The following is a 17941-nucleotide window of genomic DNA, read 5'->3' as shown; positions in this document are numbered from 1 at the left end:
TGCCCGGTGCCGCGCCCCACGACGCAGTTTGCTGCAGCGTTGAAGTTTCACTCACGATCTATACCAACTTCTCGAGTAGGTCGTTCAAGGTGGGCTCTTGCGTGGACAGATCGAACCTGGCGTTGACCTTCCCGTCCTTCATAACGGTGATGACATCGGCGATCTCGAGCGCCTCTTCGAGAGTGTCCGCCACCATCAGGACGGCGACCTTCTGCTGGGCCGCCTTGCGGATGGCGGTCTTGACATGCTCGATCGCCCCCGGGTCGAGACCCCGCATCGGATGGTCAAGAACCAAGATTCGCAGATCCGTAGCACAGAGCCACTTCGCCAACGCAATCTTCTGCTGATTTCCCCCCGAGAGTTCGGCGATGTCAGCAATCGCGGACGGCGGCCGGACGTCGAGGCGACTGATCCAGTCGTTGGTAAGGGTGCGGCGGCCTTTGAGATCGAGCACGCCGGGGGCTCGGCGCAGCGGATGCGCCAGGGTCAGATTCTCCTCCAGCGTTAGACCCTCGACCACCCCTTCGAGTCGGCGCTCGCTCGGCAAGTACGCCATTCCTGCGGCGATTGCTTCACGGGGCCTTCGGGACGTGACGGCACTTCCGTCGACAAGCATCTGCCCGGCAGACAACGGCAAGAGACCGAATGGAAGGCGCGCGAGTTGCTCGGCACCTGAGGAGGTCGACCCGACCACGCAATGTATTTGCCCCGCGTGAGTGCTCAACGAAACCGAATGGACGCCGTCTGATACGACATCACGCAGTTCCAGGACGGGAGCGGTGCCCTCGAAGCTACGCGCCGGTGGCCGCGCCGCAGCGGCGACTCGCCCGGTCATCAGTTCGAACAGCTCATCTGGATGTGTCTCGGACGACACACGTTCGGCGACGACCATTCCGTCGCGGAGGACGTAAATCCGGTCGGTGAAATCCAGCACTTCCTGCAGTCGGTGCGACACGAGAATGACCGAACCGAGGCTGCGGAGCTTATCGATTTCGTGTTGAAGCGTCTCGATCTCCTTGGCCTCGAGCACGGAGGTAGGTTCGTCGAGGATGATGATCGGCGATTGCCCAGCATGGGATCCCGCGCCGACAGCCTTCGCGATCTCCACCATCTGACGCTCGGCGAACGAGAGTCGCTCAACTTTGGTGCGCGGGTCGAGGTCTATGCCGATCCGCCCCAGCAGTTCCGCGGCCTCGGCGTGCAGCCGACGCCACGGATAGAGGCCGAGCCGACCTGCCTTCGTTGAGGTCCTTGTCGGTCCACCGATCGTGACGTTGTCCGCGATGGTCAGGTTCGTGATCAGGGACTGCTCCTGGTGAACGACACCGATCCCCATTGCGGCTGCATCGGCTGCCGAGCGCAGTTGGGCTGGCTTGCCGTGAATCGTCACCGTGCCGGAGTCCTGTGAGTGGAGACCGGCGAGGAGTTTCAGGAGGGTCGACTTGCCCGCTCCGTTCTCACCGATGAGTCCCACGACCTCGTTGTGATGTACGCGGAGGGAGACACCGTCGAGGGCGATCTTGGTCCCGAACTTCTTTGTGACGTTGTCTAGTTCGAGTGCTGAGGTGCTTTTCTTGCTCATTTGACCACCCGTGTGATGCTGCGCTGACGGAACGCGGCGGCGCCGACAGCGACGATGATGGCGATTCCGAAGAGTGCTTGCTGAATGCTCGGATCGGCCCCGGAGAGAACAAGTCCATTGTTGAGCACTGTCAGGAGGAGGACACCAACGACCGAGCGCCCGATTCCGCCCTGGCCACCTGCCAACGCTGTGCCTCCGACGACAACAGCGGTCAGGGCGAAGAACAACTGCCCTGATCCCACCTCTACGAGACCTGCACCTAGCCGGACGCTGCCGATGATCCCCGCTGTCGCCGAGCAGACGCCGGCGAACGCGAAGAAATACACCTTGAATCGTCGCACCGGTACACCGGCGACCTCGGCTCCTTTTTCGTCATTACCGACCGCATATGAGTAGCGGCCAAACGCTGTCCACTTGACCAGGGAGAGACAGCTGCCGACCATAACGATCGCGATCCAGCAGGCGTGGGAGAGTCCAAGGGTCTCGCCCGCCAGCCAGTCCACCGTTGGGCTTCCCTCCAGCGTGGGTGCGGAACTGCCGTAGAGGATCGAAGCCACACCCAGGCCCACGTACCAGGTTCCCAAGGTGAGGATGAAACTAGGGATTCGGAGCTTGGTGTGAATGAGCCCATTCACGAGTCCAAACAGCAGTCCGACTAGGACGGCCACGATCACGGCAGCAAATCCTAGGTCGATGGCGTTCGACGAGTCTCCTGAGAGCAGGACAAACGTCAGACCGGCAGCCGCCATCACCCCTTCGATGGATAGGTCGACGCTTCCCGCGAGAACGACGAAGGTCAGCCCGCAAATGATGATCAGAGGTATCGCCATTTGATCGATGATGGTCAGCAGGTTGCCGCGGGACAGAAACTCACCGGGGTTGAGGATGGTGAAGACGATGACCGCCGCGAGAGTGGCGATTGCCGTGCCGTACTGCGTCCAGGCACGCGCACCGCCGCGCTTTCGAGCTCGCAGACGGTGGGTGACGGACGGTTCTTTGGTGTTGTTGCTTAGGACAGTCACGTATGGCTCCAAGCGCCTGGGGGTCAGAATCCGGTGATCGGTTCACCGATCAGTCGGTCGTAGAGGCCCTTGTCGAGTGCTGCGATCAAGGACCGAGGTGTGGGGGGAGTCAGGTATTCGTCGACATTGGATGCATCCACGCCGACTTGCCGGTACGTCCCATTGCGGTGAATCGAGGAAAGGCTGCTGACATCGAGGTCTCCCCGTGCGGCGGCGTGCCCGATGGCCAGGCCGATCATTCCGCTGTAGGCACCGTCGGTGTACCAGGTTGCAACGATCGGCCCTCCTGATTTGATGTTCTGGAGTGCCTCTTGGAGGCCGTCGGCCCCCACTGCTCGCACCTTCACTCCGGCGTTCTCCGCTGCCGCGACCGCTCCTAGCGCCATGGCATCGCCGCCCGTCCAGATACCCTTGACTTTTCCCGGGAAGCGGGACAGTAGTGACCGAGTCTTGTCGTAGGCTGTCTGGCGGTCCCAGTTGGCAGCCTCCCAACCGAGCAACTCGATGTCGGGGAATTTCTTGAGCGCTTGCTGTAGTCCGTAGTAGCGCTCATTCGAGGTTTTCGAGCCGAGAGGGCCTTTCAAGGCGATGACGCCCCCCTTGCCATCGATGCTCTCGAAGAGCTTCTCAGCGATGTACTGCCCCATCTGAATTCCGTCGTAGCCCATGTGAGAGACCCAGGAGTTGCCAACGTCCTGTGGCGTGATGCCGTCTGGCTTATCCCACGTGCTGACCAAGTAGCCGCCCGCCCTCGCCACGCTCTTGGCGATGCCCGGTACATCGGCGCTGTTGATCGGCGTCAGGTTGACGATGACCTTCTTACCCGTCGCGGCGACACTCTGAATTTGTGAATACTCCTGGTATGAATCGAGATTCGAGTTGATCACCCTCAGCGGAAGGCCGACATGGTCGGCATACACGCGCGATCCGAAAGCCCAGTCCTGCATGTAATCGTTGGTTGAGGTCTGAATGACCGAGACGAGCATCAGTTCCGAGTCGGAGTAGGCAGTCTGCGTGGTTGCCCTTGCAGGATTGGATAGGATGCCGCAGCCCGTCGCGCTGACAGTGACCCCCAGGGCGCCAGCTCCCAGCAACAGCGATCGACGGGTCACCTTCTTCTCCAGTATGGCCGCTGCGGGCTGTCTCTGATGCACCGTGGAACTCCTTCTGAATGAGACGGTTGCGCTGGTAAGCGTGAACTCGCGTTCGAGCGGGCCGAGGTTGGATGACTGGCCGTCGTATGCGTGGTAGCGACCACGGGATGACCCGGAGGCGCCGGCCACGACCAATCACTCGAACCACATACAGTCGCAACATTCTGGATGAATGGAGCATACTGACGACATTTAAGCACGGCAATACCCTAAAGTTGAGTTTGTTTTCGACCAACGCCAACCATCGATGCACTACCCGAACCCCGGGGACACGAGGACTGATCCAGTCGAGCCCGCAATTCGCTTCGGTCGGCGACCAGGCTCTACCTCGATGCTCACGCCCGATCCCAGCGATCGCAGTCAGGAAAGTACTGCCGCCCGGGATCGAGCAAGAGATCAAACGGCAGCGAGTCGTGCGGGGCCACAACCTGGACAACGAACGGCGGGTCGCGATCGTCCTGGGTAAACCACCCAACAGCCGCAATAGGCCCGCTCACGCTCCCCGGCTCGACGCACTCGCAAATGTGCAGGCCGCCGATCAGGCAGATCTGGCCTAATCCATCTCGCGAGGGAATAGGCTCTCACCACGGCAGTGGAGTGACCGGAGCTATCCGCTAGAGGACGCCCTATTGATCGAACCTGGGTTCGGTATCGTTTGGTTGTGCCGTCACTATGCCAGGTGTAGATTGCTCCTTGCCGAGGACGAAGGGTATGCACCGCGCCGAACCGGGACGCAGTTCCACCGTCGCGGCTGACCCTGCAGCGGCGCCCAGTGTGGCGAGTCACCGAAGGAGCACCACGTGGACGGCATACATGATCTCGGAGGGCGTGCGGGTTTCGGGCAAGTAGACCCGCCCGCGACCGAGCCTGTCTTCGCCGAAGACTGGGAGCGGACTGTGTTCGTTTCCTATCCCGCGTTAGCACGGCAGCGGCTGTTCAATATCGACTCATGGCGTGCAGAGATCGAGATGATGGCGCCGGCGGACTACCTCACGACGCCGTACTACGAGCACTGGCTGCACGCTGAACTCCATTTCGCGATCAAAGCTGGAGTCATCGATCCTGCTGACCTGGAGGAGCGAACGGCCCACTTCCTGACGCATCCTGAGGAGTCGGTGCCAATCACCACAAATCCGGAGTTCGTGGAGTTTCTGGAACAACTCATCCAATCGGGGAACGTCTTCCGCCGCGAGGCACACAAGGAACCCTCATTCTTGGTCGGCGACGAAGTAGTCGTGCGCCCGGATGTCTCCGTCACGCACACGAGACGAGCCGCTTACGTGCGCGGCCGACGCGGCAAGGTCGTGGCAGTACGCGGCACATTCGTCTTTCCTGACGCCCACGCGGTCGACGAGGGGGAACGGCCCGAGCCTCTGTACACCGTGCGATTCTCGGCCTCTGAGCTGTGGGCCACCGAAGGCAGCAACTCCACGGTCAACATCGATGTGTGGGAGCCGTATCTCCTCGCGGCCTGAGCGACGAGCAAACAAGAAAAAGGTGTGAAGTTATGTCCGATAGCACAGAGCATTTCGCTCCCCCGAGCGCGCGCAGTCCCGAGGAACTGGCTGCACGGGTGAAGGCGATGGAATCGATCCTGGTCGAGAAGGGGATCATCTCCGCCGACGCAATCGACTACATGTCCTCGGTGTATGAGAACGAGGTCGGCCCGCAGGTCGGTGCGAAGGTAGTTGCACGAGCATGGACGGATCCCGAATTCAAGGCCCGGCTCCTCCAGGATGCCAGCAGCGCATGCCGCGAGATGGGCGCGACCGGACTCGAAGGCGACGAGATGATTGCACTCGAGAACACTGACCAGGTGCACAACCTCGTGGTATGCACACTCTGCTCGTGCTATCCCTGGCCGGTCCTGGGGCTTCCACCCAACTGGTACAAGTCACCCTCCTATCGCGCCCGCGCTGTGCGCGAACCTCGTGGGGTCATGGCCGAGTTCGGATACACTCCGGCGCCGGAAGTCGAGGTCCGGGTATGGGACTCAAGTTCTGAGCTTCGATACTTCGTGCTCCCGGGTCGGCCGAACGACACCGATGGACTCACAGAGGGGGAGCTGGCGGAACTTGTCACTCGTGACTCGCTGATCGGTGTCTCCGTTCCTCGTACCCCGAGTGAGGCGTGAACCAGTGCCTGAACATGTAGACACATCCGCGATCAACAAGAACCAGCTGGAAGACCTTGTCGACGAACTACCTTTCAATGAACGGATTCCGCGACATTCCGGCGAGATGGCCTTCAACCACCCGTGGGAAATCCGGGCCTTCAGCATTGCCACCGCGCTACACGCTCAAGGCAGTTTTCGGTGGGACCAATTCCAGTCCGGGCTGATCGAATCCATTAGGACGTGGGAGGCCGAGCATCACACCACCGGCGACTGGGACTACTACGAGCGATGGCTTCTGGCTCTGGAAGGTCTCGTCGAGTCCCTAGGACTCGTCGAGGCATCAGAACTCGAGGTTCGAACTCATGAGGTGCTTTCCACGCCAGCTAATAGGAATCACCACGAGGCCGCGCGCGATCCCGTGGGTATCTCTCCAGCAGTTACTCCTGATAAAGACATGGTTGGTCGATGACAGAAAGCGCAGAACCATCCTTCCCTGATGAGCAGCTGTCTACTTTATTCGCCTTGGCTGGCCTAGCTCTCGACGAAACGCGTTTAGCTAGTAAGCAAGAGCTCTACAGCCGCACACTCGCGCTGGTTCATCGAACATCAGGCGCGCATCTCGGCGAGACCATACCTGCATCCAGCTTCAACGCCTCATGGACCTGAGGCATACCCGGTCGAGGAACTCTTGTGGAACTGTACGAAATGAGTCTCAGCGACCTCGCTGAAACCGTCCGGACCAGGCGGGCATCGCCGGTCGAAGTCATCGAGTCATCACTGACGCGGCTTGAACAGGTCGAGCCAGCGATCACTGCCTTCGCTACCATCACCGCGGAACTCGCGCTCGAGCAAGCGGCAACGGCCGAGCAAGAAATTGCGAATGGCAGATACCGAGGACCACTCCATGGAATCCCCCTGGCGGTAAAGGACATCTTCGACACCGCTGGTGTCCGCACCACTTGCAGCTCTCGTCAACGTGCCGACAACGTTCCGGAGGTAGATAGCGCTGCGGTCGCGCAACTACGCACTGCCGGGATGATCGTTGTCGGCAAGACCGAGACACATGAGTTCGCCTACGCGAGCATTACACCCCAAACGGGGAATCCGTGGAATCCGAAGCACATTCCTGGCGGTTCCAGCGGAGGGTCCGGGGCAGCCGTCGGAGCGGGTGTTGTGCATGTAGCTCTCGGTAGTGACACAGGTGGCTCCATTCGAATCCCCGCAGCTCTGTGTGGAACCGTCGGTCTGAAGCCGACCTTCGGACGAGTATCGAGAGCAGGTGTCGCGCCACTCGCCTGGTCGCTCGACCATGTAGGCCCCATCACGAGAAACGTGACGGACGCCGCCATCGCTCTGTCGGCGATGTGCGCTTACGATCGTTGCGATCCTGCTTCGGTCGATCGCCCGCTACAGGATCTCCTGCACAACATTGATGGGTCCATCGCCGGAACTGTCATCGGGATCCCGACGAATTACTACACCGACCGCATCACCGACGAGGCATACGACCTTTTCCACCAGGCCGCTTCTCACCTGGAGGCGATGGGTGCGCATCTTGTTCACGTAGAAGTTCCTGGCGCCGAGCACATGGTATCGACGCAGTGGGCCATCGTGTTGCCGGAATCAGCGGCGTATCACCACGAGGCGATGCGGAACAGTCCTGAGCTATTCGGGGACGACGTGAGGGAGATGCTGGAGGTTGGTGAAGTCGTACTGGCAACCGACTACATCAACGCGATGCGACTGCGCACACGCATCCAACAGGATTGGTGCCGCATGTTCGACCAGATCGACGTTTTACTGGCTCCCTCGACACCCGGCCCTGCTCTACCGCGAGATGACCCGTTTTTCCGGTGGAAGGATGGGACGATGGAAGGAGCGACCTCCGCATACTCGCGAATGTGCATCCCCGCCAACATTACAGGCCTTCCAGCGCTGCAAGTTCCAACCGCGCTTACCTCTGCAGGCTTTCCGATGGGGGTTCAGATCATCGGACGGCCGTTCGCTGAAGACGAGATTCTCAGAGTCGGTCGCAGCCTGGAGCAGGCCACAGGCGCAGCTGGAAAGATTGCAACCCCTTCTCTGTGACGTAGCACCGCGAAGTGTCCCCATCTGAAGCGTCGGACCAGCACCCTCCGCTGAGCGGGATGTCCACGATTTGGCAGTGGACCTTGAGCGGTCAGTTAAATTGCGTGGGAATGAGTTGCCATGTCCTGAGGCAATCCATCACAACATGGTTGTGATCACGCCTCAGTTGGGCTCCGACCGCGCTGCGGCACCCCGACCCGTGTCCTGCCCGCGCTTGTCCTCGCCTTCCGGCCGCGGTGTATCTACTTGCGGCCAGCGACAGAGGTTTGCTCTCTATCTCTCTCCTGCTCCTACCGATACGAAGGACCATCATGGCGGCCACCACGAGCTCCATTTTCGACGCACGATGGACTACCGTCGAACGCTCACGTCTCGCTGCAATCGCAGCGGCCGTCGCCGTCCTGCACATCGCCGGATGGAGCCTGTACCTGTGGGAGAGCACCAATCTCGCAGCGGCAAGCGGATTCGCCGGTGCCGGCACTCTTGCCTACATCCTCGGCATGCGCCATGCCTTCGACGCCGACCATATCGCCGCCATCGACGACACCACTCGTTTGATGCTCGTTCGAGGGAAGAGGCCCGTCGGTGTGGGGTTCTTCTTCGCAATGGGGCACAGCGCCGTCGTCCTCATCCTGGCCATACTTGTCGCCCTCGCCGGCGCCAACCTCAGTGACACTGGACTAAACGGACTGCGCAACGTCGGCGGAACCATATCGGTCCTCGTAGCTATTACGTTCATCGCCCTCGTCGCAGTCCTCAATGCAGTCGTGCTAGTCGGATTGGCCCGACTGTGGTGCGACTATCGAAATGGCACACTGCGCGGCGAACAGATCGATCATCACCTGATGAACCGGGGACTCATCAACCGTGTACTCGGATCCCGCGCGCGCAACTTGATCAAATCGTCTTGGCACATGGCGCCTCTCGGCTTCTTGTTTGGCCTTGGACTCGAAACTGCCAGCGAAGTCACACTTCTCGCACTGTCGGCCGCCACTGCAGTCAACGGCGGCATGTCGATCGCCGCCGTTCTTACGCTGCCCCTTCTGTTCGCCGCGGGGATGTCGATGATGGACACCGCCGACAGCCTGATCATGACTCGGGCGTACTCATGGGCATACCGCAGCCCCGGACGGCGGCTGTACTACAACCTGTCCACCACCGCCATGACCGTTGTCATCGGTGCATTCGTGGCATCGGTCTACCTTGCCGGCGCTCTCACTGACCACTTCGGTATGACCTGGCATTGGGTCAGCTGGTACGGATCTCTCGCCAATCATTTCGAGTTGTTCGGCTACCTTATCGCCGGCATGTTCGTCGTCGCATGGCTCGCAGCCGTTGCGCTGTGGAAACTCGCTTATCAACACGCGGATCGGGCGCCCGATACCGCCGCGTCAGAACTTCGTGTGGTCGACAACCCCTCGGGGGGAGGGTGAGATTGCCATTTCCCTGAAGGTCATGGACACGGTAGCGCCGTGACTTCAACAGTGCACAACGAATATTCTGAAACCGAAGCTCACAGGAGACCGAATGCCCTTCTTGCTAGCGGAGGCCATCCTTGCCTGTCTCGGCCTCCTACTCCATCCCCTGCGCTTGTTCCCCGCCGCACACAAGACGCTCACAAGACTCGCCGCAGCACGCGCAGAGATACGGACAATCGAACTCTACGCACATCTGGCTGGCCCACCGATCACAACGCGCACCGAGGCCAAGGAACGGTCCAGTGAGGATCCGGACGCACCTCAGGTATCGGCAGAGCAACCTCCTCACCGGGACGTTGCCCCTCACTCCGACGCGACATCATCCAGGGCTTGATTCGCGTTCGACCCGTACACCGAGATCTGCTCATACAGCATCGAAAGTCTGTGTGCGATAAGTGAACTCGTTCGGAGCCTATCGCCGAGCCCCTCATTCGAGAGCGTCTGCCACCCGACCCCGCAGTGTGTTCCCGTGGCGCTTCCGCAGCCTAGCAGCGCTTGCTGCGTGCTGGGCTGCGGAAGCGCCACGTCCCCGTGTTTCGGTACGTCTGTGATCAGATCCAGTCGATGTGGACCGAATCGATGTGGTCGAAGTGGAACCCGAACTGGTCGCTGTACCTGTCGAAGCCCTTGTTCTCCGGGTAGTCGAGGGTGGCGTGCCGCTCGAGCAACGCCACGACGCGGGCGTGATCATCATTCGCCAGTGCGGCGGCCAGTTCACGGGACTCGTCGCTGCTGAACGGGGTGTCCGAGTTCGCGAAATCCAATGTGCGGACCCGGTAGTCGTACCCCTCGTCGGCACCGTTGCGGACCATCACACCGCCCCGGACCCGGATCACTGCCCGTTTCGGGGTGCCGTCCGGCCGCAACACCCCGGCTCGCTTCATGATGTCCTGCGCCTTCACGGATTTCAGTTTCTTGCTCGCATCGGCCCGCAACTCGTTCGTCTCCCCGGACCGATACCGCGACACCGCGGAACGGGACCGGCCGATCATCGCCGCCACCGCATCGATACCACCGAGGCGTTCGATCGCCGCACGCCGCTGGGCCCGCTCGAGCACATCCGCGTGCGGGATCCGGCCCTGTTGCGCCCACCGGCGCAACGTGCGCGCCGACGGCGGGGTGCGGCCGGCATCGATCGCCGCCTGCCGCAACCCCTCGTTCCCGAGTTCCTTGCGTAGTTGTGTGACGGAGACCTTGCTGGTCAGCCCGGCCAAACCCCCGGACTTGACCTGCTTGGATTTTTCGACACCGCTGGTCGCGGCGTCGGCGACCGAGACCTTGAGGCCGTCCAGACCGACCGCCTGCTGCGGCAGCTTCGTGGTGCGCGGCCGCGGAAGATGCTGTGCCATCAGAGCACCCCCTCCCGGTCGTCGGTGTTCTCGTCATCGGTGGTGAAGTCGTCATCGGCTTCGAAGTCGTCGTCGGCTTCGAAGTCGTCGTCGGCGAACGCCGCATTGATCGCCAGTTTCACCTCGTGCACATCCTCCGCCGACGCCAGCGCGGACAGGAGTGGTTCGGTGAGGGGGGTGTCCTTCTCCACCGACATCTTCCCCAACGCCGCACTCTCATCCGCGATATCCTCACCGTCGGCGAGGAGATACACCCAGGAGTCGGTGACCGTCCGGATCGGCCAACGCCCGTGCTCGCGGCCGATCCGCATCGCCACCCGCCGGCCCCGCCACCGGCAGTGCGCAATGATCGCCGCCCGCCACAAAGGTTGGTGATGATGGGCCATCCGGGTCGCGGTCCACATGTCCGGGTTCACCATCCGCCCGATGTAGCCCTTGTAGCAGGACCCGAGGAATCGTTTCGTCGCCGCATCCCCGGTATCCACCGACACCTTCCGCGCCTCACGCAGGATCTTCGCCCACTTGTCCAACACCCGGCCCTGCTCCGGAAACACCCACGCCTCCGCGATCTCCAGGTCGTCGAGGTCGGCGCCGATCCCCCCACCCGCCACCGGCTCCCGAAGCCCGTCGAGGCTGACCGAGGTGACCCAGGTCTGCACCGGCTGATCGGTGAGCATGTGCGGGTGCGGCAACGGCAGCCTCTCCGGCAGCGACAACGTCCGCGCCGCCGGGAGGGTGATCCGCCACAACCCGAACGGGGCCCCCTTCTCCCCCACCGCCGCCGCAGCCGCCGCCCCACCGGTCACATGGGCGGGCTGCCCGTACCCGAACTCCAGCATCCCCGCCGACGCCAGGTACGCGGCGCGTTGGTCGATGGACACCAACCGGCACGTGCCCTCGAGGTCCTGTTCGTCGGGGACCCGGGTCCACCCGGCCGCGGGTTCGAGGTCCCCGCGCGGGGCACCGTCCAGCGGCGGCACCGGCCCTGAGGTCGCCACCACCAGGCCCTTGCCCGTCCGGGTGCGTTCCCGCTTGATCTTGTCGACGATCGCCGCACCGGTCCGCGCCGGGGTCGGCCCCGGAAGCACCCCGAGGTGTTTCGCACACCAGGCCAACCGGCGACCGAGTTCCCGGGCCGCGGGCAGGTCGTCGTCGGGGAGATACGTTCCGGCGGTGGGTGAACCGAGGATCCCCATGTCGCCGAGACGGTTGTTCCAGCCGAAGTCCTTGTTCCAGTACGTCCACATGTATGGCTCGAGCACCACATCGACCATCGAGGTGAACTTGCCGATCGTCCGGGACAGGTGCACCACGTGCCCCGGATCGCCGCGCAGCTCCCAGCCCGCGTTCAGCATCGGTGTCAGGGTGGCCTGCAGGACCGCGGTCAGGTCGGTGGCGGCGCGGGTGCGCAGCGCCTCCGTGTCCTTGAAGTCGTCCTCGTCGCCGGGGTCGATCACCCACCCCAACGCCTCGCACGCGCCCTGGTTGACGATCCACACCTGCGGCGGCGTACCCAGCGGCTTCAGTGCAGCCCAGCGCACCAGTTTGTCCAACTTCCCCACCGAATCGACCGGACCCGTCAACTCCCGCCCCGACGGGGTGTACGTTCCCGCGGCGGTCACGATCACCGCGTGCTCATCCGCCTCCACACCGACCGGTAGCGACTCCCACACCGGCCGACTCAGTGGTGTTGTCGGCTCGGGCTCCGGCACAGTCGGCGCGTCCGCGTCAGCGGTCGGTGTCGATGGTTCCGCATCGGCGGTAGGTGTCGGCGACTCTTCCGCGGCGGTGTCCTCCGCGTCGATCTCGGCGGCCTCGTCGGTGGCCGGACCCGGCGGAGGCGGCTGGTGCACGTCGAACAGGGCAATCTGCTCCCACGGACGACTCATCGGTTCACTGCTCCCCGATCCGACCATCGGGATCGGCCTCCGGGACGTCGTAGCGGTCGAGCAACTCCTGCAGGGCCACATCCACGACGCTGGTGACCGTGAACCCACGGTTCTTCACCAGCCACTTCAACCGGGCCTCCGTCGACGCCAACACCCAGGTGTTCAGCTGCACCTTCACCGGACCCCTGCGGGACTCGAGCTTCGACGTCAACCCCTCGGTGGGTGCCGCGGCGACGGGACCTCCTGTGGTTCGGGAATCGGTGCGCGGCTTCGACGTTCGGCCCCTGTCGCTCGGCCGCGACGAGTGACCGCCCCGCTTTCCGGTCTGCGCCATACCCCACTCCTTTTCCTGCTCCCCCGTGGCTGTGCCGGACCCAGACTAGTCGATGCACGCATGATCACACGCGCTAGTACGCGCAGTGTTGCACGCATATTTGGTGTGTCGGGGTCACGGGGTGAGCGCCGGGCTGGACGAGATCCGGCCAGCACCGGGCGCTGCGGACCCATCCGGGCTGGTGGCATGGCTGCGCCACCGCTCGCCTGCCATTCTCGAGGGATGGCACGAACGTGATTGTCGGTGACGGTGGAGCTGCTCGGCGGGCGCGGCGAACAGCCGTGGCCGTGGCCGGGCCGCAGGACCGCGGCTGTCGACGGTCGGCGGTCCGGTGAGATGTCCGGGCATTGGGGTGCCCCGACGTCGGGGGGGTGACGCCGGGGCGGGGGTTCCGAGAATCGAATTGGGGGGAGGATCCCCGGAACTGCGCACAGAGTACACATCACGACCGACAGGAGAGCGTGCGGCTACGGTTCCGCGGTCAGGTCGACATCGGGTGGGGTCCACCCTTATTCGCGCATCCCGTCGGCGAGCTCGAGGACGCGTCCCAGGTACCGCGTCATGAAGGCATCCAGCGTACGCCGCGACAACTCGGGATAGCCGGCCTTACGGAAATAGTGCTCGAGATCGACCAGCTGGGTACCGATACCCACGCGCTGCTCATCCAGAGTCACCAACTCGCCCACCACACGATCGAGCTCCTCGGCCTTGCTCATCACACTGTCCATCGGTCTCACCTCGGCACTGAAGTTGGCGCAGGGCGGATGCTTCCCGAGACGCTCGGCCTCCACCCGCCCCGCAAGGGAGAGCGTAACACGCACTTCGAACATGCGTTCGAAGTAACTGTCGGTCCTCAGTCGCAGCCCGGTTCGGGGCGAAGGCCACACAGCAGCCCGGGGACCTCCCCCTCGCGGAGAGCCGACAGGCCGGTGGTCTCGGAGACAATCAGCGCCAAGCCCTGATCTCCCGGCTGCGGCCGCCTACCCGGCCTGAGAATCAGCGCAGCGCACACACAGCTCGTGGGTATTCGTGTCCACGAGCACGTGCCGTTGCCGCCGTGCGGGTGATCGCGCGGGACACCGTGAACGGGTGAACTTGTAGCCTTGTGCTGGTGTCCGCTCCCTCCGGCGACCTCCCCGCCGAGCACCCTCCAGCGCTGCCGTTACTGACCACACTGGAGCCGTCGGCGCACCCGCATATCATCACCACCCCGGCCCGGACCGGCACGAACGTCGCACTGCGGATCCACACCTCGCTCACGGTGTTCGAGGTCGAGGCCGCACCGTGGGCGCCGGCGGCATCGGGGTGCGTGGTCACCGTGCTCGTGCACAGCGTCGACACCGCCACCGGCCTGCCGCGGCATCTCCCGGTCGCCGAACCGAACGAGTGGGCGCGGGCGATCTTCGCCGATGCCGACGCCGGGCAGGGGTATTTCCTCGGCGCCGTCGACCCGGACACCGGCGAGCACCGGGACGGGCAACTGGCCTACCGGCTCTACCTCGACACCGACCGGCAGCCGATCCGAGTGCCCCACCAAGTCGTCGGCTGTCCGCACTACCGGATGCGCACCGGCGACAGCGATCCCGAGATTCGGATCGTCACCACCGCTTGACGGCACGACGTGCAGCACGTGGTCGCTCGCGGCGACTGTTCCGGTGCGGTACCCGGGGTATGCGCGCGCCACCATCGGCCTGTTCAACTGCGCGGGTATTCCGCAGCTGGTGTGTTCGCCGACGGTGACCGACCCTGAGGACGGGTCACCCGTGGTCAGTGGGCGTCGAGGAAGGCCTGCTCGATCTCGGCGGGGATACGGCCCCGCGAAGACAGTTCGTAGCCCTGCCCGCGCGCCCAGGCCCGGATCTTCTTCGTCTCGTCCGACGACCGCCGCGCGGGAACCGGGGTGGCCGACCGGTCCGCGCGGTGTTTACGGCCCCCGACCGGGGTGGAGTGGGCGATGTAGTACTCGAACGTCTCGCGGAGCTCCCTCGCGTGCTCGTCCTTCAGGTCGATCACGTACTCGACGCCGTCGACGGCATAGTGGATGCTCTCGCCGTCGTCACCGAACACGGTGCCGTCGATGTCGTCGACCAGCTCCACCACGACCTTGCGTGCCACAGATCCACTCCTCGCGTTCTTCGTCGGTCCGGATCCGATGACAGTACTGGAAGTATCAGGTAACCCCGCCGAGCTCAGTGGCCGACAGCGGGTCCGGCGACCATCGGCGGGTGGATTCGTCCACTGGTGTGGGCGCCGGCCTAGCATCGTGCAATGACGACGATGAGGTCGCTACCGCTGAACGCGATCAGACTCGGCTACCGCATCGCGCGCCTTCCCCTGCGGCTGGCGGAGGACGTCACCGCGTCCGAACACATCGCAGTGTTCGCGTATCGGTGCGATCGTGTCGCCGCCCGGATCCTGCGGGACGAGAGTCTGTTGTTCGTCGACCCCGAGCCCTCGGCGGTGGTCCGGCTGCACGACTACCGGGACCGACTCCGTGGTCGCAACGATCCGACGCAGTAGACGAACACCGACCTCACCACGGGTGAGGACCGAGATGGGGGTGCCGAACCGCCCTGCCTGGGTGGTGCGCGGCGGAACTCGCCGTATTCTGCGCGCAGGCCAGGCGCTGCTCGGCCCACGACCACCGCCACCGCTCACCCGGTGGTGCCGGCCCGCCGAACATGATCGACGACGACGGCTACGGCGCGGCTCGAGGACGCATGGCAACAGACGGTGCGACGGCAAGGCCGCCCCATCCAGCCGCGCGGAAGCCGACCACCACCGCCTCCGGTGATGTGCGCCCGGGGGCCGATCCAACACCCTACGCAGATGGTGGGTGCATCCAGCAGGGCACGGGGAGGCCGCCGGCGGTGTACCGCGCCTGTGGAACTCGACTGGGACCGTTCTGGTGTCTGCGCGGACCTCGCTACATGCAGGCGTGCCGGTCCCGGTCGTGGATGATCTGGTCCGCCAGCCGGTACACCGCGAGCTCGTCGGGGATGCCGACCCGGGTGGCGGCATCGCGGGCCGCGAGGAACGCCCGGACCTGCTCGTCCCCTGCTGTACGGTCTCGGTTCAAAAACGCCTGGCGGGCGTCGGCGAGGTCTTCGAGCACCCACCACTGGAATCGGTCGAGACCGGCGGCGATCTCGGCGATCCGCGCCCGCTCCGACCGGCGGGTGCGCCAGCGGTCCGCCAGGTCCGAACCCCCGAGCAGGAGACCGAGAACCATGGCGCAGACCGCGGTGATCACTGCACGTCCCGTCGCGCGGCCACGGACCGTGCCGGCTCCCGGGTGACCGGCTGTGCCGGCTGCCGGGTGACGGAGACCAGGGCGACGGTCGCCGTAATCGCGACCAGGAGGATCAGGAGCAGCGGCAGCGAGACCTCGGACACGATGACGGCCCCCACCACGGTGGCCACGAAGGCGAGGACGGCGAGCACCCAGAGGGCCCGGGCCGCCACCGCCTGGCGGGTGAGGTGGGCGGCAGAGCCGCCGACGACCAGCACGGCGCCGATCCAGAGGGTCCAGGTGGTCATGGCGGTGCGGGTCCTCCCAGGCGGTCGGCGGGCGTGAAGTCACGTCACAGGGTGTCATGCCACTGGAGGCCGACAGCCGGGCAGGCCATGAGCGGGGATAATCGGGCCGCACTATCGACGACGGCCGTCGGAGCTGCGCACACCGGCGCACAATCGGCCCATGCGGCTGATTGTGCCAATGCCACCCCGGGGGGAGCCAACGTCGACCTACTCCGCCACCGTGCCATACACGCCGGATAGCGAAGCGGCCCAAAGCAATCACAATAATTGCGCCCCATCCGATGACGGGACGGACACACCCTCAACCCGGGGAATTTCGTGACCAATGACAGAGGTGGATAGCACACGCCACCATCACCGCGCCTTCACCTCGATCTCCTTCACCACATCTGACGAGGCCGACGTCAGCCCTCCCGGTGTTGCGGGTCCGTCGAACCGACGGCACGAAACGCGCGGGACGCCTTCAACCCCTTTCGCACCACCCGGAGGTGAAAAATCGCCACGACAACCGCTCCCGCCGCGAAGACCATCGCCAGAAACCACCACCACGCGTCAAACACGAGATAGAGCACCGCACAGGCACCGGCGGCGGCAATGAACGCCCACTGCACGCGGTTCAGCGTGCGAGCCTTCTCTGTGGCACGAGTCATCTCCGCAAGATAAAAGTCCTGGCTGTGTGAATGAATGTCGATCTCCCGTCCTCAGCTGATCCGGCACCGGTGGCAACCGTCCACGGCGACCGGGGACACAGTGTCCGCGTCCTTCGTCGCTTCCACCTGCCATCGTGCACCGTGAGCGTAGAGGTCGTCACCGACACTGCGCGATGTCCACACACCCCGGCCACCGTGGGCGTGGCTGCGCGCAGTTACCGGCGGACGCCAATATGAAACCGGATCCCGTCTCGCCGTTGCCGCTCCGATCCTTGGTGCCCGACACAGGTCGAGGGTGCTCCGGCCACTGTCCGGGTGCAGCGGCTGCCCGTGGTAGCCCAGGTGCACCAATTGCCGAGAAACTGTTTCGCGCAGTGATCCTCCGGCCACGCTCACCGCCGAGCCGGTAGCGCGCTGCGTCTGGCGTGCGGTGCGGGTGCCCTCGGAACAGGATGTCCGACTCGTCGCCGGCGAGCACACCCCGCCGATACGCCCGCCGCGCGCCATTCCGGCTGCCCGTGGCATACACGTCCACCGACGGGTCGCCTTCGGTGGGTACAGAGCCGTAGGTGTAGTTCCAGTGCACCCCGGAACGCCCCCTGATGGGGACCGCATCCCCCCCTTCTTCGGCCCCGGCTGGTGCCTGGGTGTGGTCACCTGAGTAGGCCCCAGTTCGGCCACTGATCGTCACGAATTCCGGCCCCGGCTGAGGTGGCTGGTGGTCGCGAACGGGTGGTGC

General features: G+C 64.1%; 19 protein-coding genes. 8 read left to right on the top strand and 11 right to left on the bottom strand.

From position 1 onward, the window contains the following. Positions 1-58: 58 nt before the first annotated feature. From ACFU5V_RS42130 to ACFU5V_RS42120, 3 genes are read right to left on the bottom strand one after another with little or no spacing between them, the layout of a single operon-like run. Positions 59-1582, bottom strand: a complete 1524-nt coding sequence (locus ACFU5V_RS42130; RefSeq protein WP_378707257.1) for a sugar ABC transporter ATP-binding protein — start codon at positions 1580-1582, stop codon at positions 59-61. Next, entirely contained in the window at positions 1579-2604 is a 1026-nt protein-coding gene (locus ACFU5V_RS42125; protein ID WP_378707255.1) for an ABC transporter permease, read from the bottom strand. The genes ACFU5V_RS42130 and ACFU5V_RS42125 overlap by 4 nt, the downstream gene beginning before the upstream one ends. Positions 2605-2627: 23 nt before the next feature. Next, complete coding sequence (locus ACFU5V_RS42120) at positions 2628-3758, bottom strand: sugar ABC transporter substrate-binding protein (protein ID WP_378707253.1); 1131 nt, start codon at positions 3756-3758, stop codon at positions 2628-2630. Between the two features lie 800 nt (positions 3759-4558). On the opposite strand from ACFU5V_RS42120, the gene nthB reads away from it, so the two are divergent. From nthB to ACFU5V_RS42090, 6 genes are all read left to right on the top strand, one after another. Then, positions 4559-5233 (top strand): nitrile hydratase subunit beta, encoded by a 675-nt coding sequence (gene nthB / locus ACFU5V_RS42115; protein ID WP_378707251.1) that lies wholly within the window; start codon positions 4559-4561, stop codon positions 5231-5233. 32 nt (positions 5234-5265) lie between these two features. Then, positions 5266-5892, top strand: coding sequence for a nitrile hydratase subunit alpha (gene nthA / locus ACFU5V_RS42110; RefSeq protein ID WP_378707272.1), 627 nt, complete (start codon positions 5266-5268; stop codon positions 5890-5892). 4 nt (positions 5893-5896) lie between these two features. Further along, positions 5897-6343 (top strand): nitrile hydratase accessory protein, encoded by a 447-nt coding sequence (locus ACFU5V_RS42105; protein ID WP_378707249.1) that lies wholly within the window; start codon positions 5897-5899, stop codon positions 6341-6343. Then, a complete protein-coding gene (locus ACFU5V_RS42100; RefSeq protein WP_378707247.1) occupies positions 6340-6540 on the top strand; it encodes a hypothetical protein in 201 nt (66 codons plus the stop codon). Before ACFU5V_RS42105 ends, ACFU5V_RS42100 begins: the two co-directional genes overlap by 4 nt. A gap of 24 nt (positions 6541-6564) precedes the next feature. Further along, positions 6565-7962 carry an amidase gene (locus ACFU5V_RS42095; RefSeq protein WP_378707245.1) on the top strand — a complete coding sequence of 466 codons (1398 nt, stop codon included), beginning with the start codon at positions 6565-6567 and terminating at the stop codon, positions 7960-7962. Positions 7963-8273: 311 nt separating this feature from the next. Further along, a complete protein-coding gene (locus tag ACFU5V_RS42090; protein WP_378707243.1) occupies positions 8274-9395 on the top strand; it encodes a HoxN/HupN/NixA family nickel/cobalt transporter in 1122 nt (373 codons plus the stop codon). A gap of 596 nt (positions 9396-9991) precedes the next feature. Here the strand turns inward: ACFU5V_RS42090 and ACFU5V_RS42085 are convergent. The 4 genes from ACFU5V_RS42085 to ACFU5V_RS42070 form a co-directional block, all read right to left on the bottom strand. Further along, entirely contained in the window at positions 9992-10789 is a 798-nt protein-coding gene (locus ACFU5V_RS42085; RefSeq protein ID WP_378707241.1) for a hypothetical protein, read from the bottom strand. Further along, positions 10789-12678 carry a hypothetical protein gene (locus tag ACFU5V_RS42080; protein ID WP_378707239.1) on the bottom strand — a complete coding sequence of 630 codons (1890 nt, stop codon included), beginning with the start codon at positions 12676-12678 and terminating at the stop codon, positions 10789-10791. Before ACFU5V_RS42080 ends, ACFU5V_RS42085 begins: the two co-directional genes overlap by 1 nt. 4 nt (positions 12679-12682) lie before the next feature. Further along, positions 12683-13012 carry a hypothetical protein gene (locus ACFU5V_RS42075; RefSeq protein WP_378707237.1) on the bottom strand — a complete coding sequence of 110 codons (330 nt, stop codon included), beginning with the start codon at positions 13010-13012 and terminating at the stop codon, positions 12683-12685. Between the two features lie 509 nt (positions 13013-13521). Then, complete coding sequence (locus ACFU5V_RS42070) at positions 13522-13842, bottom strand: hypothetical protein (protein ID WP_378707235.1); 321 nt, start codon at positions 13840-13842, stop codon at positions 13522-13524. A 281-nt stretch (positions 13843-14123) separates the two neighbouring features. Between ACFU5V_RS42070 and ACFU5V_RS42065 the strand changes: the two genes are divergently transcribed. Further along, positions 14124-14624 carry an N-formylglutamate amidohydrolase gene (locus ACFU5V_RS42065; RefSeq protein ID WP_378707233.1) on the top strand — a complete coding sequence of 167 codons (501 nt, stop codon included), beginning with the start codon at positions 14124-14126 and terminating at the stop codon, positions 14622-14624. Positions 14625-14779: 155 nt separating this feature from the next. Here ACFU5V_RS42065 and ACFU5V_RS42060 read toward each other — a convergent pair whose 3' ends face one another. Next, positions 14780-15127, bottom strand: coding sequence for an Lsr2 family protein (locus tag ACFU5V_RS42060; RefSeq protein ID WP_378707231.1), 348 nt, complete (start codon positions 15125-15127; stop codon positions 14780-14782). Between the two features lie 153 nt (positions 15128-15280). Here ACFU5V_RS42060 and ACFU5V_RS42055 point away from each other — a divergent pair, with 153 nt between their 5' ends. After that, the gene (locus ACFU5V_RS42055; protein WP_378707229.1) at positions 15281-15532 is read left to right on the top strand and encodes a hypothetical protein; all 252 of its coding nucleotides are present in this window, start codon (positions 15281-15283) and stop codon (positions 15530-15532) included. Between the two features lie 406 nt (positions 15533-15938). On the opposite strand, the gene ACFU5V_RS42050 is transcribed toward ACFU5V_RS42055, so the two are convergent. The 3 genes from ACFU5V_RS42050 to ACFU5V_RS42040 form a co-directional block, all read right to left on the bottom strand. Next, the gene (locus ACFU5V_RS42050; RefSeq protein WP_378707227.1) at positions 15939-16265 is read right to left on the bottom strand and encodes a hypothetical protein; all 327 of its coding nucleotides are present in this window, start codon (positions 16263-16265) and stop codon (positions 15939-15941) included. Next, complete coding sequence (locus ACFU5V_RS42045; protein WP_378707225.1) at positions 16262-16552, bottom strand: hypothetical protein; 291 nt, start codon at positions 16550-16552, stop codon at positions 16262-16264. Before ACFU5V_RS42045 ends, ACFU5V_RS42050 begins: the two co-directional genes overlap by 4 nt. Positions 16553-16956: 404 nt before the next feature. Continuing rightward, positions 16957-17202, bottom strand: a complete 246-nt coding sequence (locus ACFU5V_RS42040) for a hypothetical protein (RefSeq protein WP_378707223.1) — start codon at positions 17200-17202, stop codon at positions 16957-16959. Positions 17203-17941: the final 739 nt, after the last annotated feature.

The sequence above is a fragment of the Rhodococcus sp. NPDC057529 genome, from assembly GCF_042802055.1.
Classification (GTDB): Bacteria; Actinomycetota; Actinomycetes; order Mycobacteriales; family Mycobacteriaceae; genus Rhodococcus_F.
The sequence above is the reverse complement of the archived record's forward strand: the minus strand, read 5'-3'. Positions and strand labels throughout refer to the sequence as shown.